The sequence below is a fragment of the Pararhodospirillum photometricum DSM 122 genome, assembly GCF_000284415.1.
GTDB lineage: Bacteria > Pseudomonadota > Alphaproteobacteria > Rhodospirillales > Rhodospirillaceae > Pararhodospirillum > Pararhodospirillum photometricum.
The window spans coordinates 2,911,696-2,933,302 of sequence record NC_017059.1 but is presented as its reverse complement, the minus strand read 5'-3'; the positions used below and the strand labels follow the sequence as shown (position 1 = coordinate 2,933,302).

Annotated in this window: 12 protein-coding genes; 10 read left to right on the top strand and 2 right to left on the bottom strand. The window is 62.7% G+C overall.

Features of this window, described 5'->3' with window-relative positions; translation table 11 throughout:
• Window positions 1-91: 91 nt before the first annotated feature.
• A complete protein-coding gene (locus RSPPHO_RS18030) occupies window positions 92-2,116 on the bottom strand; it encodes a sensor histidine kinase (protein WP_014415699.1) in 2,025 nt (674 codons plus the stop codon).
• A 493-nt stretch (window positions 2,117-2,609) separates the two neighbouring features.
• On the opposite strand from RSPPHO_RS18030, the gene RSPPHO_RS13120 reads away from it, so the two are divergent.
• The 5 genes from RSPPHO_RS13120 (at window position 2,610) to RSPPHO_RS13115 (ending at window position 6,032) form a co-directional block, all read left to right on the top strand.
• Complete coding sequence (locus tag RSPPHO_RS13120) at window positions 2,610-3,488, top strand: transporter substrate-binding domain-containing protein (protein ID WP_041795525.1); 879 nt, start codon at window positions 2,610-2,612, stop codon at window positions 3,486-3,488.
• A gap of 258 nt (window positions 3,489-3,746) precedes the next feature.
• Window positions 3,747-4,283, top strand: coding sequence for a phage tail protein (locus tag RSPPHO_RS19270; protein ID WP_081581774.1), 537 nt, complete (start codon window positions 3,747-3,749; stop codon window positions 4,281-4,283).
• A 36-nt stretch (window positions 4,284-4,319) separates the two neighbouring features.
• Complete coding sequence (locus RSPPHO_RS19265; protein WP_081581773.1) at window positions 4,320-4,847, top strand: phage tail protein; 528 nt, start codon at window positions 4,320-4,322, stop codon at window positions 4,845-4,847.
• A gap of 13 nt (window positions 4,848-4,860) precedes the next feature.
• The gene (locus tag RSPPHO_RS19260) at window positions 4,861-5,418 is read left to right on the top strand and encodes a phage tail protein (RefSeq protein WP_081581772.1); all 558 of its coding nucleotides are present in this window, start codon (window positions 4,861-4,863) and stop codon (window positions 5,416-5,418) included.
• Window positions 5,419-5,504: 86 nt separating this feature from the next.
• Window positions 5,505-6,032 carry a GNAT family N-acetyltransferase gene (locus RSPPHO_RS13115; RefSeq protein ID WP_014415698.1) on the top strand — a complete coding sequence of 176 codons (528 nt, stop codon included), beginning with the start codon at window positions 5,505-5,507 and terminating at the stop codon, window positions 6,030-6,032.
• A 56-nt stretch (window positions 6,033-6,088) separates the two neighbouring features.
• Here the strand turns inward: RSPPHO_RS13115 and RSPPHO_RS13110 are convergent, their stop codons facing one another.
• Window positions 6,089-6,418: a DUF6916 family protein gene (locus RSPPHO_RS13110; RefSeq protein ID WP_041795523.1), complete on the bottom strand. Its 330-nt coding sequence runs from the start codon at window positions 6,416-6,418 to the stop codon at window positions 6,089-6,091.
• 364 nt (window positions 6,419-6,782) lie between these two features.
• Between RSPPHO_RS13110 and RSPPHO_RS13105 the strand changes: the two genes are divergently transcribed.
• From RSPPHO_RS13105 to RSPPHO_RS13085, 5 genes are all read left to right on the top strand, one after another.
• The gene (locus tag RSPPHO_RS13105) at window positions 6,783-7,667 is read left to right on the top strand and encodes a sulfotransferase family protein (protein WP_197535611.1); all 885 of its coding nucleotides are present in this window, start codon (window positions 6,783-6,785) and stop codon (window positions 7,665-7,667) included.
• A 74-nt stretch (window positions 7,668-7,741) separates the two neighbouring features.
• Entirely contained in the window at window positions 7,742-17,920 is a 10,179-nt protein-coding gene (locus tag RSPPHO_RS21580; protein ID WP_041795521.1) for a tandem-95 repeat protein, read from the top strand.
• A gap of 113 nt (window positions 17,921-18,033) precedes the next feature.
• On the top strand, window positions 18,034-19,545 hold the full coding sequence (locus RSPPHO_RS18395; RefSeq protein ID WP_041795519.1) for a TolC family protein: 1,512 nt from the start codon (window positions 18,034-18,036) through the stop codon (window positions 19,543-19,545).
• Window positions 19,542-20,279: an efflux RND transporter periplasmic adaptor subunit gene (locus tag RSPPHO_RS13090; protein ID WP_242390497.1), complete on the top strand. Its 738-nt coding sequence runs from the start codon at window positions 19,542-19,544 to the stop codon at window positions 20,277-20,279. Before RSPPHO_RS18395 ends, RSPPHO_RS13090 begins: the two co-directional genes overlap by 4 nt.
• 13 nt (window positions 20,280-20,292) lie before the next feature.
• Window positions 20,293-21,606, top strand: a complete 1,314-nt coding sequence (locus RSPPHO_RS13085) for an efflux RND transporter periplasmic adaptor subunit (RefSeq protein ID WP_014415690.1) — start codon at window positions 20,293-20,295, stop codon at window positions 21,604-21,606.
• Window position 21,607: the final 1 nt, after the last annotated feature.

Below are 21,607 nucleotides of genomic sequence, written 5' to 3'. Positions count from 1 at the left end.
ACTCTCATTTACGCGGGTATTGTCAATCCCTCTTCCCGCTTAGGGACAATGGGAGGGGATAGGTGGGGGGGGATAGGTCGGGCGCAGGGGATCACCCCCCAAGAGGCAGACGCACGGTAAACACGGCCCCCTCCCCTTCCTCCCCGGCCACGGTGATTCTCCCGCCATGACGCGTGACAATATCGAGGCAGATGGCCAGCCCCTGCCCGGTGCCTTTGCCAACGGGCTTGGTCGTAAAGAACGGGTCGAATATGCGCTCGCGCAGGACCATCGGCACGCCAGGACCAGTGTCCGAGATCTCGATCACCACCCCGTCAAGATCGGCCCAGGTCGCAACATCAATGCGCCCGGGAAGTGGGCGTGAACCGGTTTCGATGGCCTGGACGGCATTCAAAATCAGGTTGAGCAGCACTTGGTTGATGGCTCCGGCATGGCAGGTCACCTGAGGAAGATCGGGATCCAGATGGCGGTCAATGGCCGCGACCCGCTTCCAGGAGTTCCTTGACACCGTCAAGGTGGTCTCAAGGGCTCGGTTGAGATCAACGGCGGCGCGGGCCGAGGGTCCCGGGTGCGAAAACTCCCGGATGGACAAAACAATGCGAGCGATCTGCTCCACTCCCTCGCGCGACTCCGCCACGGCTTGCGGGAGGTCAGTGATCAGGCGGCCGAGCAACCGGTTGTCTCCAGCCTCGCCGTCTCGGACCACGGCGCACAAAGTTTGGAGGCCTGCGTCAAGATAACTGAGATTATCGCCAATGTACTGGGCCGGGGTATTGATCTCATGGGCAATGCCTGCGGCGAGTTGGCCGATGCTGGCCAGACGCGCCGACTGCATGGCCTCGGCCTTGGCCTGTTTGAGGGAACTGATGTCGCGAAAGGACACGATGGCGGCGGCCCCGGTATCGCTATCCCGCATAAAGGCACACCCATAGGCCACACTGACCACGACGCCAGAGGCGGACAAGAAGGTCGCGTCATCATTGAGCCGGGTTGCACCATCCATAATCGTGGCCAGCCAAGGAGGCCTGCCCCCCCGATCGGCGAGCCGAAAGACCTGGCCCAGCGGTTGCCCGACGTAAGCCGGAGGATCGCCGGACAGGCTCAGGATTTTTAGAGCGGGTCGGTTGACGAACGCCACGCGCTCGTCGCGCCCGATCATCACGATTCCTTCGACCACGGAATCGGAGATGGTCATCAAACGCAGACGCGAGGAGCGCAAGGCCCGATCGGTGCGAGCCTGTCGCCGATGCAAAAGCGCCAAGTATACGACAGCCACCAAACCCAAGGGGGGAACCACGCTGGCAATGACAAGAAACGCAGCAGGACTGCGACTTTCGGCCAGGACCTCCTCGGAAACAACACTCACCAGGGACAAGGTGGTTCCGGGAACAGCAGCACGAACCACAAGGTGGGGCTGCTCTTGCACCAAGAGGATCCAGGCCGCCTTTCCCTCCTCGACCCGGGCCAGGGCGTCGAGATCAAGGCCCGGCGCGGCACCAACGGCCTGATCCCCGGACAGGAGAAAGCTCACTCGGCGCGGGACGTCCTGAGGGGCGGGCAAAAGAAACCGGGCCAAGCCTCCAAGATCGCTCCAAGCCACCACAAAGCCGGCGGCTCGCCCCCTGTGACGCACGGGAACGGTGATCAGAGTCCACGCGTGCGACGCGTCGATACGGATCGGGGGGGAATCCAGCAGGAGAGGCAAATCTGCCCGGGGGCGGGTGTCCACCAAGCGCCCCCCCCCCTCATCGATAAATACCAACCGGATGTAGAGGGGAATATCTCCAATGTGACGAGCCTTAAGGGTTTGAAAAAACTTGGCCTCAATCGCATCAAGACTGGTTTGCAGGCCATATTGCAGCGACATCCCCAAAGCGCGATTGACCAGAAAATTAGTAATCTCCGGTCCTTGCGTCAGTTCAGAAACAAAGCGCTGCTGCTCGCTCAAATAATCACCCAAGGTTGCGGCTTGCCGAGTAGCATCCTCGACAATGCGACTGACTTCTTTGGACTTGAGAGAGTCGTAAGCCTCAATGGTCTGGACAATCAAGGTATACGCATAAACGCCAAAGAGGATGGCAAGACCAAGCTGAATCTTAGTTGTCAAGGACCCCATGGCAGCACCTCCCCGTCAGCTGGGGCACAAAACCATCCTCTCGCCATCCTTGCCGGCGCAGCCCCGCCTTCCCAGATGCCTTCAACATGCGTCAAGCGGATGCCTTTCCCAGACCTTTGTGCGACACCCTCGGGCCCATCGCAGATGCCCCGCAGCAGACCTTCTTCCCCGAGAGCGAGACCCAAAGGGAGACCGTAGAAAGGTCAGGCTAAAAGAAAACTTACTCAAAAGGGCCTCATATCTCTCTGCGTTCCCAACGAAGTCAGTGTGGAAGTTGCCGGGGAAAAGCGGATCCCCCTTTGCAAAAAAAAACGAACGCGATCAAAGAGATTCAAAGTCTGTTAGATTGCCTGTAGCACAGGATGGATCCCAGGCTTGGCATCGCCCGACCGCATGCTGTTCCAAACCCATCCCTTGGAATAAATATAAGCCTTCCGGGTGTAGCCCGGCAACAGCCGCAAAGAAGCGTGCAGCGGAAAAAAGGAGAGGCATCATGAAAGCAGTCATCTTGACCCTCAGCCTTTGGGTCTGGGGTCTGGGCGGCGCGACAGCCTGGGCCGATGATCTGGACGATGTTTTGGCGCGGGGCGAGTTGCGCCACCTGGGGATATATTATGCAAATTTTGTAACCGGAGACGGCGACGGATTCGACGTGGACTTGGCTCGGGGCTTCGCCCAATCGCTGGGGGTACGGTATACTTTTGTTCAAACCGATTTTTATACGGTGATGCGTGATCTTTTGGGGCACGACAGTGTGCGCCGCGCAGAGGATGTGGTGCAGGAAGGAAGCTATCCCGTGCGCGGGGACATGATTGCAGCGGGGTTCACCATCCTGCCCTGGCGCGAAAAAGTTGTGCTGTACTCCGAGCCGACTTTTCCCTCGCAAGTTTGGCTGGTCGCCCGAGCCGACGCACCACAAAACCCTATCGTTGGTAGCGGCTCGCTGGCTCAGGATATCGAAGCGACCAAGGCTCTGATCGGAGGGCACAGCCTTCTGGTGATGGAGCGCACCTGCCTGGACCCGGCCAATTACGGCCTCAAGACCAAAGGCATCGATCTGCGAGCTTACACCAAGAGCACCAATCTCAATGAAATGGTACCGGCGCTGCTCAACGGTGAGGCCGACTTCACCTTGCTCGACGTTCCCAACGCCGTGCTCGACCTGCAAAAGTGGGCGGGAAAAATCAAGGTCCTCGGTCCTATTTCCGAGGAACAGGCGCTGGCGGCGGCTTTTCGCCCGTCGGGGGCGCGCTTGCGTGACGCGTTCAACGCGTATCTTAATGCCATAAAAGAAGAAGGCACCTATGACGGCCTCGTTCAAAAATACTATGCAAGTGCCCCAAGATATTTCCCCAAATTCTTTCCTAATTAACAATCGTTCTAATTTTTCTGAATTTGCTAGCCCTCGCCTCTCAGCGGGGGATTTTTTTATAAACTCTCTTCATATCGATAAAATTTTTCTCATAAAGAAATTTTTCATCCTTTTTATATTTCAAGAAGCCACATTCCCTCCAAAGACCTTTTGCGACCAAAGACACCACTTTAAGAGTGCACACCCCTCTTTTTTCGGGTAAAATTTTAATCATTTCCCTCTTAACGAGAGGAATGCACGAAAAAGGAGACCTCCCTCATGAGCGACTTTTTCATCGGTGAAATCAGACTATTTCCTTATACTTTTCCCCCGCGCTACTGGATGCTCTGCCAAGGGCAATCCCTTAATTTTAGCCAATTTCAAGCCCTTGGCAGTCTTCTGCAAAGCACCTTCTCCCCCTCCCCAAACAACACCACCTTCAACATCCCTGATTTGCAAGGGCGAGCGATTGTTGGGAGCGGCACTCTCCCCGGCAGCACGACCAGCTACGCCATAGGATATGCCCACAGAGGAGGGGTGGAACAGGTGACGCTGACCCCGGATCAGGTCCCTCCCCACACCCATGCGCTGAACGCTTCCAACACAGCGGCCTCCACCAATACGGCGAGCGGAAACCTTTTGGGGACAAACACAAACATCCCGATTTACGTCACGCCCTCCGACACTACACCCCTAACACCGTTATCTCCGGCCACGGTGGCCGTCGTCGGAGGAAACCCCCACAGCAACATGCAGCCCACTCTGGTTATGTCATACTGCATCGCAGTAAACGGCATCTACCCAACCAGAAGCTAAGGTTGAAACAACGTCAACGAAAAAGGAGACGTCGTCATGGATTGCTATTTGGGTGAAGTTCGCCTTGTTGCCTTTGACTATGCCCCGTTTGGCTGGGCTTTATGCCAGGGGCAGAAGATGCCTATTTCCCAAAACCAAGCTCTTTATTCTTTGATTGGCACAATCTATGGCGGAGATGTCACGAATTTTTGTCTACCAAAACTCATTGGCCGCGTTCCCATCAGCCAGGGCACGGGCGCCGGTCTAACCCAACGCACTGCCGGACAGACGCTAGGAAGCACCTCACTCTCTTTGCAGCAGACCCAAATGCCGGCACACACCCACGTGATGAATGCCGTCACTCAAGCAGGGGCGAGCAGCACCCCCGGGAGTGCCGCAACCGCACAAGCCTTGCTCTATTATACAGAGGGCAGTGTCTCACCAAATCCAGCCGATATCACCTTGGGAAGCGGCACTCTTTCAACACAGATTGGCGCCTTAAATCTAGACCACGACAACATTATGCCAACCCTTACATTAAACTACATCATTGCAATCCAAGGAATTTTTCCCTCAAAAAACTAAAGGACATGAAGACATGGACGCGTTTACTGGAGAAATTAGGGCCTTTGCCTTCAGCTTTGCCCCGGTAGACTGGGCATTTTGCCGGGGAGATATGATGAATGTTTCACAAAACCAAGTCTTGTTCATGCTCATCGGCAATAGGTATGGTGGAGATGGGCGGACAACCTTTGCCCTCCCCAATCTCGCGGGCCGCGTTGCAATCGGTTTCGGTAACGCCGCTGAACCGGGGAACTCCACCAGTTACAGCCTGGGTGAAGATCTCGGGAGCGAGACCGTTAGCTTAACCACGGCCCAAACCCCCGCGCATACCCATCCTGTCGTGGCTAAAAATACCACCGCCAACGTATCCATCCCGGGAAGCAATATTCGCCTCGCCAACGGCGCTTCAGGGCGCACAGGCATCACTAAAATATACGCCCCCCCAAGCACTCCGACCGCCATAATGAGTGGGGTTACGGTCGGCACGGCATGCGGCCCAAACAACACCGGAGCCGCTCATGAAAACCGCCAACCCTACCTCCCCATGAACTATTGCATTTCCCTCTATGGTATTTGGCCATCCCGCTCCTGAGATGGCGGTAAGCAATTTAGCCAAGCGGGCGCCGCTTTTTTTAAGGTGGCGCCCGACTGATTTGATGCCTGAAGGGAGTTTTTACCGTGACCTTGTCCGTGCCTTTTCGCAACGAGCGTATCGCTGGATGCCGGCTACGCCCAACAACCTCGGAAGACTTTTCCTGGCAGGTGACTCTGTTTTCCTCAACCCGGGAGATGGACCGAGAAAAAGCGCCCCTGCCCGACGACCAGTGGTGGCCCTTGATGGAGATGCAGGTCCTGGCGCAGGAAAGCTACTATCGCGAGCATTACCCGGGGTGCCGCCTGGACGTGATCGAACGAAATGGCGAGCGCATTGGCCGTTTGTACACGGGCTTTGTCGGGCCGGAACTGCGCGTCATGGACATCGCCCTGCTGCCCGCCTGCCGCAATCAGGGGCTGGGAACGGCGATCTTGACAGAGCTTATGGAGATTGCCACGTCCCTGGAGCGGCCGCTGTCCTTGCATGTCGAGCCCTTTAACCCGGCACACCGGCTCTACCAACGCCTGGGCTTTCAGGCCCTCGAAATGCGGGGCATTTACCAATACATGCGCTGGCTGCCCAAAGGCCATGAGGTGCCTTCCGTCGCCTGATCCCTCGGCGGGCCGCCCCTTTCCCCGCGGGAGGGAAAGGGGCGGCGGAGGCAAGGCTAGTTAAAGCACACCTGATAGCGGAAAACGTCGGGCTGCCCTAGCAACGGCCCGAGAGGCACGACAAACACCTCGACCGCCCCCAAGTCGTCTTGGCGCAGAACGTAGGTGCCCTGGGGCGGGTAGCGCATCTCCTGGGTATGGAACATCAACGAGAACGGCTTGCGCAGCGTCGGTGCCGGGGCATGGGCCTGTTCGGTCGCCGACTCCAGAATCAGGGGAATATCGAGCTGCGGTGTCACAAGGGTCCAGGGCTGCGCTACACCCGGCGCAAAATCAGCGGACGTCAGATCAGCGAGGGATTTGTCGAGGGGCTTTGGCTGGGACATCGACTCTCTCCAGGCGGGGGGGTTAGAAAGATTCATATCATTTAATCTTATAAATTAACCATTTGATTTTAATCAATCTAAAAGCACTTAGCCCTTCATTGTTAATGCGTGGCTTTTAAGCGGAAAAAGCATGTTTTAAAATTAAAAATACTGTTTTTTGAACAGATACCGTTAAAGCTGCACTAATTTTTATAGAGGTAGTCCACTCCTCAATTATTTTATGCAGAGTTGTTGACCGAATGTCTAGAAGACGGTATCGACATGAGAGAGCGATTTGATAGATTGAACCAAATAGGGGTCAATGGCCCGTTGATGATTGATTCTTGTCAAACGCTACACACAAGGTTGCAGCAAGAGGGGCAGGATGGGAATGACCTCTCCCATGCCATGGCGGATCCATTTCATCTCCGGCCTGCCGCGCTCGGGCAGCACCCTGCTGTCTGCGCTCCTGCGGCAAAATCCGCGTTTTCGCGCCGGGATTGTCAGCCCGCTGGGCCCCTTGTTTTTGGCAACCCTCAACGCGATGGGCGCGACCGAGGAAACCTCCTTGTATGTCTCGCAAGAGCAGCGGGTGCGCGTGCTGCGCGGACTGTTCACGTCTTATTACGGCGCCCACCCTGCGGACACGGTGATCTTCGACAGCTCGCGGTTGTGGGCGGCTCGACTGCCGGCTCTGCTCCGGCTTTTTCCCGAGGCACGCATGATCTGCTGCGTGCGCGATGTCGGCTGGGTGATGGACAGCCTGGAGCGTCTGACGCGGCAGCATCCTTTTTTGAACTCCCGCCTGTTCGACTCCGATATCGAGCGTAATACGGTTTATTCCCGTGTCGAAACCCTGGCCCAACGAAACCGCCTTGTCGGTTTTGCGTGGTGTGCCGTCAAGGAGGCGTTCTACGGCGAAGAAGCTGACCGTATGTTACTGGTTGACTACGATCTTCTGGTGGCAAGACCGGTCGAGGCTATAGCCTTGATTTACCAGTTTCTTGGGGAGTCGCCGTTTTCTCACGATTTTACCAGCGTCTCCCATGACGAACCCGAATTCGATGCCCGCCTGGGCCTGCCTGGCATGCATTGGGTCCAGGGGCCGGTGGCCCCGCGTCCACGGCCAAGCCTTCTGCCGCCCGATCTCTTTGCGCAGTACAGCGACATGAGCTTCTGGCGGGTGGGACCGCCGGGCCGGGCCGCCGTCATCGCGCCCAAACCGACGGCCGTCGCGCCGCCTGACCAGAGCGTGGCCGCGGGGCCCTGAGCCGCGACCACCGGAAAAAAAGAAGGGGAGCCGGCTCCACAGGAACCGGACAGAGCAAAAAGGCCGAGACCGTCATGAACAAGATCAGCAAAGCTTCTCGCCACGCCAAAAGCCGGACCCTTTCCTCAGTCTCCCCGGCGCTGGCCTATGCCCTGGAACCGCGCTTTATGTTTGATGCGGCCGGTGCAGCCTCGGGGGTTGAGGCAACCCGCGAGGCCACCGCCCACGCCGTTGCCAGCTCAACCTTTGCGAGCGACGGCGACGCAACGGACACCAGCGTGCAGCAGGCGGCGGCCCTCCACACCGTCCCCAGCGCCGCCCCCCCCAGCGACGTCACGACAGCGGAAAAAACCTCGACGGCGGACGACACCCGTCGCGAGATCGTGGTGATTGACGCCTCCCTGCCCGACTGGCGTGCCTTGGCGGCGAGCGTGTCCGCTGGTGCCGAAGTGATCGTGCTCGACAAAGGCGAGGATGGCTTGGCGCAACTTGCCGGTCTCTTGCAAAATGAGCACGACATTGATGCGCTTTACATCATCAGCCACGGCGACCAGAGCGGGGATCTGCGCCTGGGCACGACGTTTCTGACGAACGACACGCTGGACAGCCGGGCGGCCGAGTGGCAGAGCATCGGCCAAGCCTTGACGACCGATGGCGATATTTTGCTCTATGCTTGCGATGTTGGCCAGGGCAGCGCGGGCGCGGCTTTTGTCCAGTCCCTGGCCGATCTGACCGGCGCGGATGTCGCCGCTTCAGACGATCGCACCGGCTCCCAGGCCATTGGGGGCGACTGGGATCTGGAAGTCACCACCGGGATCATTGACACCTCGCGCATGCCCCTCACCGAGGCAGGCCGCGAGGCCTATGCCTACAGCTTGGCTACCGTGACGGTTTCCACCAACACCGACAGCGCCCTACGCACGGCCCTCAGCAGCGCCCAGGCGGGGGACACCATTACCTTCACCACCGGCATGACCATCACACTGACCGGCGGCGAGCTGTCCATTAACAAAAATCTGGTGATCGACGGCGATCTCAACGACGACAGCACACCCGATGTGACGATTGATGCCAACTACAAAAGCCGGGTGCTGAATGTCACGGCGGGGACCGTGACCCTGGACGGCCTGATCCTCACCCATGGCTTGGTCTCCGGTGCTGGCGGCACCGGGGGCAGCCTCAACAACCCGTCGGGCAACGGTGTGGATGGCACCGGTGCGCTGGGTGCAGGCTTGAATATTGCCTCTGGCGCCACCGTCACCTTGCTGAGTTCGACCGTGACGGCGAACTACGCGGCAGGCGGTGGCGGGGGCGGCGCTTATGGCGCGGCGGGTGGCGGCGCCGGCGCTCTGGGGGGCGGGACCGGGGGCAAGGGCGGCAATTCTTTTGTCGGGGGGGGCGTCAAGGGATCGGGTCTCGGCGCGACGGGCTCGACCAACGCCGGCGGTGGCGGGGGAGCCTCCGGCTATGATGGCAACGGGGTCACGGTGTCTGGGGATGCTGTGGGCGCCCGGGGTGGGTATCAGTTCGAGACGGGGACCGGTGCCGTTGTGGCCGGTGGTTACGGCGGGACGAGCAGCGCCGGGGGCGCCGGGGGCAAAGGGTATACGGGAGCCTCGGCGTCGGCCGGCAAGGACGGGAGCGCGGGCGGTTTTGCCGGGTCTATCGGTGGGGGCGGTGGCGGCGGCGGCTATGGCAACGGCAGCCAGACAGCCGGAAAGGGGGGCGCGGCGGTTGGTGGCATCTATAACGCCGGCACGCTGAAGCTCGCGGTGACCTCCCACATCACCAACAATCAAGGCGCGGGTGGTGGTGGCGGCGGCGGCACGTCCACCACCGCCAACGGGGCCGGCGGCCAGGGGGTTGGCGGCTTGTGGAGCGTTGGCACGCTGGCCATTGAGACCGGCACCACGGTTGCAGCCTACACGTCGGGCAACGCGGCGACCTCGGGCAGCGGCACCGGATCACCGACAACCCAGGCGCAGTACCTCGTCGGCACCACCACCACCTGGACTAACAACCAAGCGCCGGTCGCCGACCTGAACGGGGCGACGGCGGGCTCGGACACCACGGCCAGCTTCACGGAACAGACGGCAGTCCTCATCGCGCCGTCGGCAACCCTGACGGATGCGGACTCGGCCACCCTGTCGTCCCTGACCATCACCCTGAGCAGTCGGCCGGACGGCAACGCGGTCGAAAGCCTTGATCTCAACGCCAGCGCGGCCAGCACGGCAACCGGCGCCGGCCTGACCAAAACCTACACCAGCAGCACCGGGGTCTTGACGATCACCGGCTCGGCCTCGGTCGCGACCTACCAGAGCATCCTGCAAGGGGTGGTCTACAACAACACCAGCGACGCTCCCACCACGACCGCGCGCAGTCTGACCGTGGTCAGCAGCGACGGGTCGGCCTCCAGCACCTCCCGCACCGTGACGGTGAGCGTCACGCCGGTCAACGATGCTCCCACGAACATTGCCGTCTCAGCCAGCTCGATCAATCAGTCGGGCGGCAGCAACGCGACGGTTGGCACCCTCACGGCCACCGATCCAGATTCGGCGTCGTTCACCTACAGCTTGGTGGCCGGCACGGGCGACACCAACAACAGCCTTTTCAATATTTCGGGCACGACGCTGCGCGCGACCGATGCCTCCAGCATGGCAAGCGGCACCTACTCGATCCGGCTCCAGGTGAGCGACGGCAGCCTGACCTACGAAAAGGTCATGAGTGTTACGGTCGTCGATGATGTGGCGCCGACCTTCTCGGTCAGCCCAGCGACAAGCACCGTGGGTCAAACCAGCTTTGATCTGTCGGCCACGTTAAACGAGGCCGGCACGCTCTATTACGTGGTGGTGGCCGACGGCGCCACCGCCCCCAGTGTGGCCAACGTGATTGCCGGCACCGCGGCGGGCGGCGGCGCCGCGCTGAAGGCCGGCAACCAAGCGGTGGCGTCCTCGCCCTACAGCCACACCTTCAGCATCACGGGCCTGACCTTGGGGGCGTCGTATGACGTTTATGTGGTGGCCCGCGACAGCGCCACCACGCCCAACGCCCAGGCTAGTGTCACCAAGCTTGATGTCACGACAACCTCCAACACCTCGCCCACCCTTCCCGCCTCGGCCACCACGACTCTGACCGGCACCAACGAGGATACGACCAGTTCTGTCACCCTCGTCTCGGCCCTGTGGACGGCGACCGGCGCCGCCGACGCCGATGTGGGTGATTCCCAGGGCATTGCGATCACGACCACCACGGGCACGGGCAGTTGGGAGTATTCGACCAACGGCACCACCTGGACTGCGGTGGGCACGGTCTCGAACACCTCGGCCTTGCTGCTGTCCTCGACGGCCAGTGTGCGCTATGTCCCCGACAGCCAAAACGGCGAGACGGCCAGCCTGACCTTCCGCGCCTGGGATCAAACCTCGGGGACCCAGGGCAACAAGGTCAGCACCAGCAGCAACGGCAGCGGCACGGCCTTTTCGGTCAACACCGCGACCGCCAGCCTGAGCGTCACCAGTCTCAACGATGCCCCCACCCTCAGCGCCAACACCAACAGCAAGACCTTCAACGAGGACACGGCCCAGAGCTTCACCGCCGCCGACTTCAAGTTCAGCGACGTGGACACGGGCGATACCCTTCAGTCCGTGACGATTGTCACCACGGTGGCCACGGGCGAGTTGTTCGTTGATGCCAACAGCGACGGTGTGCGCGGCGCGGGCGATACCTTGATCACCGATGGAACCGTGGTGACGGCGGCCAACCTTGCCAAACTGACCTTCCGTCCGGCTGACAACGGCAACGGCAGCCCTTATGCCACCTTCACCTGGAAGGTGAGCGACGGAACCGCCACATCGAGCGCCAGCGGCACCATGACGCTCAACGTCTCGGCGGTGAACGACGCCCCGACCCTCAGCGCCAGCACCAACAGCAAGACCGTCAACGAGGACACGGCCCAGAGCTTCACCGCCGCCGACTTCAAGTTCAGCGATGTAGACACGGGCGATACTCTCCAGTCCGTGACGATTGTCACCACGGTGACCACAGGCGAGTTGTTCGTTGATGCCGACAGCGACGGTGTGCGCGGCGCGGGCGATACCTTGATCACCGATGGRRCCGTGGTAACGGCGGCCGACCTGACCAAACTCACCTTCCGCCCGGCCGCCGATGGTAACGGCAGCCCCTACACCACCTTCACCTGGAAGGTGAGCGACGGCACCGCCACCTCGAGTGCCAGCGGCACCATGACGCTCAACGTCTCGGCGGTCAACGACGCCCCGACCCTGGATCTCAACGGCGCCGGTGCCGGCCTCAACAGCACGGCCTCCTACGCCGTGGCCGGCCCCGAGGTGGCGATCATGCCCGATGCCCTCCTCGCCGATATCGACAGCACCACCTTCGCCCAGGCGACCTTGGTGATTAGCGGCAGTTATGACAGCGGCAAGGATGCCCTGTCCTTTACCAACGATGCCTCCTCCATGGGCAATATCACCGGCATCTGGACCGCGGGCAGCGGGACCTTGACCCTGAGCTCGGCCGGTCAAAGCGCCACCTTGGCCCAGTGGCAAGCGGCCTTGCGCTCGGTGACTTACGTCAACAGCGATACCAGCACCACCAACACCGCAACGCGCACGGTCTCGGTGACGCTGAACGATGGCGCCGCCGCTTCCAACACCGCGACCGCCAGCGTAGCGGTGGTGCGCGCGCCGGTCGTTGATCTGGATGGGTCCAGCGCCAGCTTGACCAAGACCCTGTCGTTCACCGAGGGCACGGCTCTCGGCTTCCCCTCGGACAGCACGATCTCGGACGATGGCACCATCAAGGCCCTGAGGATCACACTGGCCACCCGGCCCGATGGCACCGCCGAGTCGATTTATTACGCCAGTGCGGGAACCACGAGCTTCGTGGCCGGCGGGGAGTCCTTTACCGCTGCGTACAACAGTTCGACCGGCGTCTTGACCATCACCCCTGATGACGGGGACACGTCGCTAGCCACGGCGCAAACAATTGTGCAGGGCCTTTTCTACAACAACACCTCCCAGGCCCCCACAACCACAAACCGCACCATCACGGTGGCCGCCCAGGATAACGCCAACACCTGGGGACCCGACACCTCCTTGACCGTCACGGTTCAAGGCGTGAACAACGCCCCCACGGCCACCAACCTGACCCAGACTCTCAGCGTGGCCGAAGATCCGGCTACCGCGCCCAAGGTGTTCCCAAGCCCGGTCACGGTGGCGGATGTGGACAGCGCCACCCTCACGGCCACCGTCACCCTGGCCAGTCCCGCCAAGGGCAGTCTGGCGAGCGGTAGCGTGGGCAGTTACAACAGCACCACAGGGGTCTGGACCCTGACCGATACACCCGCGGCGGTCGCGGCGGCCCTTAATGACCTGCGCTTCACGCCAGCGGCCAACCTCGATACCAACACCTCGATCAGTGTCAGCCTCAGCGACGGCGTGGCCAGCCCGATGACGGGCACGGTGACGGTGAGCATGACGCCGGTCAACGACGCCCCGACCCTGAGCAACGCCAACCCAACCAAGACCTTTGACGAGGATAGCGTCTTGTCCTTCACGGCGGCCGATTTTGGCTTTGCCGACGTGGATACCGGCGCGGCCCTGGCCTCGATCACCATCGTGAGCAAACCGGCTCTTGGCACCTTGTTTGTCGATGCGGACAACAGCGGCACGGTGTCCACGGGCGATCGCGTCATCGTTAATGGCGACACCCTCACGGCGGCCAACCTTGCCACGCTGAAATACCTGCCGCCGGCCAATGCCAACGGCGCCGCCTATACAACCTTCACCTGGACGGTCAGCGATGGCACCGCGTCGTCGGGTCCGGGCACCATGACCCTCAGCCTCACCCCGGTCAACGACGCGCCGACCCTGAGTGCCACGACCAACAGCAAGACCCTGAACGAAGACACGGCCCTGACCTTCACGGCCGGGGACTTCTGTTTTAGCGATGTGGACACCGGCGACACGCTTCAGTCCGTCACCTTGGTGAGCGTGCCGGCGGCGGGTGAGTTGTTCTTGGATCTGGATGGCGACGGCGTGCGCGGGGCCGGCGACACCTTACTGGCCGCCAATGCGGCGGTTGCGGCGACCGATCTTGCCAAACTAACCTTCCGGCCCGAGGAGAACGCCTTCAATGCGACGGCCTACACCTCGTTTCAGTGGAAGGTTGGCGACGCCAGCCTGACCTCGGCCACGACCGGGACCATGACCCTCAAGGTCCTGCCGGTTAATGATGCCCCCCGCCTCAGCAACGCCAACCCGAGCGTGACCCTGGCCGAGGACACGGCTCGGACGTTCAGCGCGGCCGACTTCATGTTCAGTGACGCCGACCCGGGGGACACGCTCCAGTCCGTCACGATCCTGACCCCGCCCGCCCTAGGTGAGTTGTTCCTGGACAACGATGCCGATGGCATGCGCGGGGCCGGCGATCCCCTGATTGCCAGCAATACCCTCATTACCGCCGCCGATCTCCCCAAACTGACCTACCGCCCGCCGGCCAACGCCAACGGCACGGCCTACACCACCCTCAGTTGGACGGTCAGCGATGGCTCCTCGTCCTCGGGGCCGGGCACCCTGACCCTTACCGTCACCCCGGTCAACGATGCCCCGACCCTCACGACGACAAGCCTCAGCAAGACCCTGGTGGAAGACACGGCCCTGACCTTCGTCGCTGCCGACTTCGGCTTTGCCGACATTGACGCGGGCGACAGCTTGCAGGCGATCACTCTAGTGACGGTCCCGACGCAAGGCGAGTTGTTCTTGGACCAAGACGGCGACGGCGTGCGGGGCGCGGGCGACAGCCTCTTGGTGGCCAACGCCCAGGTCAGTGCGGCCGATCTCCCCAAACTGACCTACCGGCCGGCGGCCGACGGGACCGGCGTGGGCTATGACACCTTCACCTGGACAGTCAGCGACGGCCAAGCGTCGTCGGCTCAAACGGGGACCCTGACCCTCACCGTCACCCCGGTCAACGACCTCCCGCGCGTCACCGGCCTCACTCAGACCTTGTCCTACACGGAAGACCCGGCGACGCCGCCCAAGGTGTTCACCACACCGGTCACGCTCACCGATCCCGACAGCGCCACCATCACGGCCCAGGTCAGCGTCGTGCCCGGCAAGGGTAGCCTCGCCAGCCCGCTGGGAGGCAGCTTCTCGGCCGTCACCGGTCTTTGGACCATCAGCGGCAGCCCGGCCGCGGTCGAGGCGGCCCTCAACGCCTTGACCTTCACCCCGGCGGCGAACCTGGACAGCGCGACCACCCTCAGCGTGAGCCTTGGCGATGGCGTCGGCACCCCGATTCAGGGGCAGGTGGCGATTGCCGTCACCGCGGTCAACGACGCCCCGACTTTAAGCGATCCCGCCCCGACCCGCACCCTGGATGAAGACAGCGTGCTGTCCTTCAGCACCGCCGACTTCGGGTTCACGGATGTGGATAGCGGGGCCGCCTTGGCGTACGTGACCTTGCTCAGTGTTCCCAGCAACGGCGTTGTGTTTGTCGATGTCGATCAGGACGGCACCTATGGGGCGGGCGATATCGCGTTGGGCGACAACACCCTCGTGATGCCGGCCGATCTTGACCGCTTGAAATACAAGCCGGCCGGCCGGGGGACCGGGCAGGCCACCTTGAGCTGGAGTGTCAACGACGGCACGGCCTCGTCCGAGACGGGGACCATGACCTTCACCATCACCCCGGTGAATCATGCCCCGACTTTGGCCGATCTCCAGCCCGTGCGGACCTCGGACGAGGATACGGCCCTGGTCTTGAGCGCCGCTGACTTTGGCTTCATCGACCGTGACCCGGGCGATACCCTCCAGGCCCTGCGGATCACCGCCGTTCCCACCGCCGGCGAATTGTTCTTGGACCGGGACGGCGATGGGCTGCGCGGCAGCGGCGATACCCTGATCGGCGCCAACACCGTGGTCCTGGCGGCCGATCTGGGCACCCTCACCTTCCGGCCGGCGGCGGACGGCAACAACGCCGACGGCTACGCCAGCTTCTCTTACCAAGTCAGCGACGGCACCGCCCTGTCGGCGCAAACGGCGACCCTGACCCTCAAGGTCCGGCCGGTCAACGACGCCCCGGTCGTGAGCGACCTCCCCGCCTCCCTGATCGGGATGGAGGACCAAGCGATCACGATGACAACGGCCGACTTTGGGTTCTCCGACAGTGACGGCGATCCGTTGCATGCCCTCGTCATCCAATCGCTTCCCGCCGTGGGCCAGTTGTTCTTGGACCAAAACGGCGACCGGGTGTTCGGCAGCGGCGATACCTTGGTCAGCAGTGGCATGGTCATTGCCGCAGCGGACATCGCGAAACTGACCTACCGGCCGGAGGCCAACGGCAACGGCTCCTCCTACGCCGCCTTCACGTGGAAGATCAGTGACGGCGCGGCGCTCTCTTCTGACACAGGAACAACGGTCTTCCACATCATCGCGCTCAACGATCCCCCCACGGTGTCGCCGACCCAGGGGACCAAGACCCTGGTGGAGGACACCGCCCAAACCTTCACCGCCGCCGACTTCGGGTTCACCGACGTGGACCAGGGCGACAGCTTGCAAGCCATCGTGATCGTGAAGGCGCCGGTGGTGGGTGAGTTGTTCTTGGATCGGGATGGCGACGGGGTGCGCGGAGGCAACGACACCGTACTGGGCGCAAACGCCGTGGTGGCCGTGGCCGATCTTGGCAAACTGACCTTCCGGCCGGCGGCCGACGCGGCCTCCTCGGGCTATGCGTCGTTCCAGTGGAAAGTCCGGGACACCTGGAGCACGTCGAGCACCATCGGCACCATGACCTTCAACGTCACGGGAGTGAACGACGCGCCGCGGGTGGGCACGGCCATCCCAACGGCGGCGGCCACCCAAGGGGCAACGTTCCGGTTCACGGTGCCGGCCACGGCCTTTGTCGATCCCGATGGCGACCCCCTGACATGGTCGGCCAGCCAGGAGTCCGGCGCGGCGCTGCCCACGTGGTTGTCGTTTGACCCGGCCACGCAGACCTTCTCCGGCACGCCAAAGCGCGGCGATACGGGCACGGTGAGCCTGAAGGTAACGGTCAAGGATAGCAGCAACACCGAGACAAGCCAGACCTTCACCCTCAGTGTTGCCGCAAATAATACCACTCCTAATGTGGGGGCTGGCCTGACGGCGCAAGGTGTGGCCCAAGGTGAACTGCTGTCCTACCAAGTCCCGGCCAACGCCTTCCAGGATGCGGATGAGGGGGACAGTCTGACGTGGTCGGCCAGCTTGGCGAGCGGAGGAGCGCTTCCCACGTGGCTGTCGTTTGACCCGGCCACCCGGACCTTCTCCGGCACAGCGACAACCAGCGGGAGCTACGTCGTGCGCGTGACGGCCACCGACCTCTCGCAAGCGTCCATTTCCCAAACCTTCAGTCTGACTGTGGCCGCATCATCGGGAACGGCCTCCCAAAGCGGGGCGCCGTTTGGCGGAGCGGCCTCGTCCATCGGCACCAACTCCTTCACCAACGCCCCCGCCACCGCCTCCTCAGACACCACGAGGCGCGTCGCCGGCGTGACAGCCCCGACGACCTCCTCCACAGAGACCGGGAACGCCCTGCTCGACAGCGGCACGCCCGTGCGTGCGGGAGCCCTGAGTTCGGGAGCCGGCCCCAATAACGGCGCCGTTCCGACGGCGGTAACGGGGCAGTTGGGCAGTCCCTCGCCCCTCGACAACACGAGCACTCCGGTCACCTCCGGCATTCAGACCTTCGGGAGTTATGCCCCGGCTGGCCTGAGCGGAACCGGCGTCTTGTCGGGAGGAACGGGATTGGGCTCGGGCTCGCTTTCCGCCGAGGGTTTGGGCGGGATCATGACCGGGTCGATTGGCATGGGCGGCCTTCTGGGGTTCTCGGGGACCGCCTTTGGGTTGGACAGACTGGACTTTTCTTCAGAGGCGCCGGCTGTTACCGGGGCTGCCGGAGGGACGGGGTCCACTGAAGGAACCTCGTCCGAGACAGGGACGACTCCCCCCCGGGGACAGGCTCCCTTGGGCCGCACGGGCATACAGCGCGCCCCCAACGTCCAGGGTCTGCTGGAAACGACCGGAGACCCCCAGCTTGTCCTGGAAGACAGCCACAAGTCTTCGCAACCCACAGGGGAAGGCGAGGCCTTTACCACCCACTTGGCCCGTCTGCACGCCCAGTTCGACGCCGAGGCCGCCGTGCTGGCGCGCTCGGTGGCCGCGCTGGCCCGGGGCGCGGTGGGGGAAGAAGCGGCCTGAATGCCAGCCCATCACACACACGTCATTTGACAAGGGGGATAAGAGTGAAGCGCATGGCGATCGGAGTCTCTTTTTGGGGGAACCGCAGGGCACGACTGGGGACTGCCAGTCTGATGGGGCTCTTGGCCCTGGGCGTGTCGGCCTGCGTGTCGCCCACGCCCTATAGCCAAGCCGAGCACGACGCGCGGGCCCAACAAGATGTGGTCTCCATGTTCCAGGACCAGCAGCCCGTGACAGGACCGATCACACTGGAAGAAGCGGTTGCTCGCGCTCTCAAGTACAACCTCGATCGCCGCCTGAAGCTGATGGAAGAGGCGGTGTCACGCCGCGAGGTGGATGTTGCCGAAATGTCGTTGCTGCCCAAGCTGGCGGCATCGGCGGGCTATTCGGCACGTTCCAACTACGATGCCTCGGTCAGTCGGACCATGAACGGGACCAATGCCGGACAGGTGGGCGATACCTACACAAGTTCGGATGCCAAAGCCTTCGAGACCGCCAATCTAGTGGCGAGCTGGAACGTGCTTGATTTTGGCATTGGCTATATCCGGGCCCGCCAGCAGGCCGATCAGTCCTTGATCGTCTCGGAACGACGGCGGCAGGTGGTGCAAAACGTGGTCCAAGACGTGCGCGCCGCCTATTGGCGGGCGGCGGCGGCGGATCGGCTTTTGAAGCGGCTAGACCCCTTGTTGGTCGAGGTCCAAGCGGCGGTGGCCGATGCCGACGCAGCCGTAAGCCTGCGGATCGGCCCCTTGCTTGAGGCCCTGGACTACCAGCGCTCGGTCCTGGAGGCCGAACGCCAGCTCAAGAGCCTGCGCAGCCAGATGACCCAGGCCCGCACCGAGCTTGCCACCCTTATGAACCTGCGCCCCGGCACCCCTTTCCTGATCGCCGCCGCCGAGTTTCCCACCCCGACCCACCTGCCAACCCTGCCGGCCGATACCGACAACCTAGAACTGTTGGCCTTGTCCAATCGCTCGGAGGTTCGGGGGGAATCCTACCAGTTGCGGATCAATGAGAACGAAAGCTGGGTTGCCATTTTGCGCATGCTGCCCGGGCTTGAGTTGAGTTCGTCCTACGACTACTCGGGCAACAAATACCTTCTGAACAACGCCTGGGCCTCGGGCAGCATGCAACTGACCTGGAACCTGTTGAACCTGCTCTCCGGCCCGCGGGCCATCGCCCTTGCTGAAAGCCAAGAGCAGCTTTCCCATGTGCGGCGCCACGCCCTGTCCATGGCGGTGCTCAGTCAGGTGAATGTCGCGGACCTTGCCTATCGGACGGCGCTTGAGGACTACCAGTTGGCCCAGCGGATCGCCGAGGTGGAGAACCGGATTTTGAGCCAGCTTGAGGCGGGCAAGGCGGCGCGCCAACAAGGCCGTCGTGCGGTGGTGCGGGGCCAGATGGGCGCTACCCTTGCGGATCTGCGCCGTGACATGGCCTATGCCGACCTGCAAGCCGCGTGGGGCCGCATGTTCGCAACCGTGGGGGCAGATCCCTTGCCCGAGGAACTGACAGCCGCCGACCTGCCAACCCTGAGTGCCACCTTGGCCCAGACCTTCCAGCGCTGGGAAAAGGGCGAGATCCGCAGCGACATGCCGGTTGCGCCGAAGACGGCGGGGTCGTGAGGGTGCGCAGCGTCCTTCTTGGGACCTCGGTGATGCTCTGCATTGCAACGGGGTCCGCCTTGGCCGACCCCGCACCCAGCGCACGGGGTCTGCTGGTTCCGGCCCGAGAGGCCGTACTCTCGGCGGAAATTGCCGGCCGGCTGGTGTCCATTCCCGTGCGCCCGGGACAGCGTTTCAACAAGGGGAGCGTTCTGGTCGAGTTTGATTGCCGCTTTTACCAAGCCCGCCTTGCCGAGGGACGGGGCAAGTTGGCGGCGGCTCAGGCCCGGCTTGCATCCAACCAGCAATTGCACAAACTGAACTCGATTGGCGACCTGGATGTGGCCATCTCCCGGGCCGAGGTTCAGGAGACCCAGGCCGTGGTCGAGGCGGCGGCCCTGACCATTGAGCGCTGCAAGCTGACCGCGCCCTGGCCGGGGCGGGTCGTGCAGCAGCACGCCAAGACCTTTGAAAGCGTCGAGGCGGGCAAGGAGCTGCTGGAAATTCTGGATGATTCCTCCTTGGACCTGGAGGTCATCGTCCCGTCATCGTGGCTGGCTTGGCTCAAGGTGGGGGCCCCTCTGAGCGTCAGCGTGGATGAAACCGGCACCAATCATCCGGCCCGGATCTCGCGGCTGGGAGCGCGGGTGGATCCGGTAAGCCAGTCGGTGACGATTTACGCCACCTTGGACGGCAGCGCGCCTGATCTTGTCGCCGGAATGAGCGGCACCGCCACCTTCAGCAGCTCTCCATGAGGAGACGGCAAGGATGAGCGAGGAGGGCGCGGTCTACGCCACGTTTCTTCAGTTGGAACGAGAAGCCCGGGACGCAGAGAACGAAGACGCCCTGCGGTTCGTGATGGTCAACCAAACCCGGCGCCTGCTGGCCTTCCGTCAGGCGATCTTGGTCCGGCACGACGGTTCCCGGGTCTCGGTGGCCGCCATCTCCAATGTGCCGGTCATCGACCATCAGGCGCCCTTGGCGAGTTGGATCGTGTCGGTGCTCAAGGTCCTGCGCCCGGACCCCGCCCGGGGAGCGGAACGCCTGGACCCGGCGGCCCTGCCCGAAAGCTTGCGCCAGGACTGGGCCTTGTGGTGGCCGCCTGAGGCCCTGGCCCTCCCGTTGATCACGGCGGGAAGCTGCCTGGGCACCTTGATCTTGGTGCGCGACGTGCCGTTTCAAGCGGCGGAGAAAGTCCTGGGAGAACGATTGAGCGAAGCCTACGCCCACGCCTGGAACGCCCTAGGCAGCCGATCAAAACCGTGGCGTTGGCGCGGGAGACGGGCGATCGCCTGGGGCCTGCTGGCTGTCGGGCTTGGGACGGGTCTTGCTTGGCCGGTCCCCCAATCGGCCCTGGCGCCGGTCGAGATCGTGCCGCGCGATCCCTGGGTGGTGGCGGCGCCTCTCGAGGGGGTTGTGCGGGAAATTCTGATCGACCCCAACCAAGGGGTTCGTCGCGGGGATCCTTTGTTCCGGTTTGAAGAAGCCCCCTTGCGCGCCAAACGCGAGGTTGCCGCCAAACAACTTGCCCTTGCCGAGGCCGATTGGCGGCTCGCTCAGCAGGCCGCTTTCCGGGATACGACACGCAAAGGCGAAGTCGCCCTTAAGGAAGCAACCGTTACCTTGCGCGCCACCGAGCTGGCCTATGCCGAGGAGCTTTTGGGACGCGCCCTGGTCACGGCCCCCACCGATGGGGTAGCGGTGTTTGCCGATCGCGATGACTGGACCGGTCGCCCGGTGGCGGTGGGTGAGCGGGTCATGGTGGTGGCTGATCCGACCCAAACCGAGGCCCGCATCCATCTGCCGGTTTCGGATGCCATCGTCCTGGAGCCTGGCGCGCGGGTCCGCCTGTTCCTGGCGATTGATCCCTTGCACCCGGTGGAGGCTGTCTTACGGCGGGCCAGCTACGACGCCGAACCCACGCCGGACGGTATTTTAGGGTATCGGATCGAGGCCGACTTTTCGGTCCCCTTGCGTCTTGGGCTCCAGGGCACGGCCAAACTGTACGGGACGACGGCCCCGTTTGCGTTCACCCTCTTGCGCCGCCCCATCGCAGGGGTCCGGCAGTTCCTGGGAATGTAAC

Bases quoted from the DNA above. Each gene is read 5' to 3' on its own strand.
- RSPPHO_RS13085 (WP_014415690.1), top strand. From the start codon at position 20,293: ATGAGCGAGGAGGGCGCGGTCTACGCCACGTTTCTTCAGTTGGAACGA.
- RSPPHO_RS13120 (WP_041795525.1), top strand. From the start codon at position 2,610: ATGAAAGCAGTCATCTTGACCCTCAGCCTTTGGGTCTGGGGTCTGGGC.
- RSPPHO_RS13110 (WP_041795523.1), bottom strand. From the start codon at position 6,418: ATGTCCCAGCCAAAGCCCCTCGACAAATCCCTCGCTGATCTGACGTCC.
- RSPPHO_RS19260 (WP_081581772.1), top strand. From the start codon at position 4,861: ATGGACGCGTTTACTGGAGAAATTAGGGCCTTTGCCTTCAGCTTTGCC.
- RSPPHO_RS18395 (WP_041795519.1), top strand. From the start codon at position 18,034: ATGGGGCTCTTGGCCCTGGGCGTGTCGGCCTGCGTGTCGCCCACGCCC.
- RSPPHO_RS19270 (WP_081581774.1), top strand. From the start codon at position 3,747: ATGAGCGACTTTTTCATCGGTGAAATCAGACTATTTCCTTATACTTTT.
- RSPPHO_RS19265 (WP_081581773.1), top strand. From the start codon at position 4,320: ATGGATTGCTATTTGGGTGAAGTTCGCCTTGTTGCCTTTGACTATGCC.
- RSPPHO_RS18030 (WP_014415699.1), bottom strand. From the start codon at position 2,116: ATGGGGTCCTTGACAACTAAGATTCAGCTTGGTCTTGCCATCCTCTTT.
- RSPPHO_RS13105 (WP_197535611.1), top strand. From the start codon at position 6,783: ATGGGAATGACCTCTCCCATGCCATGGCGGATCCATTTCATCTCCGGC.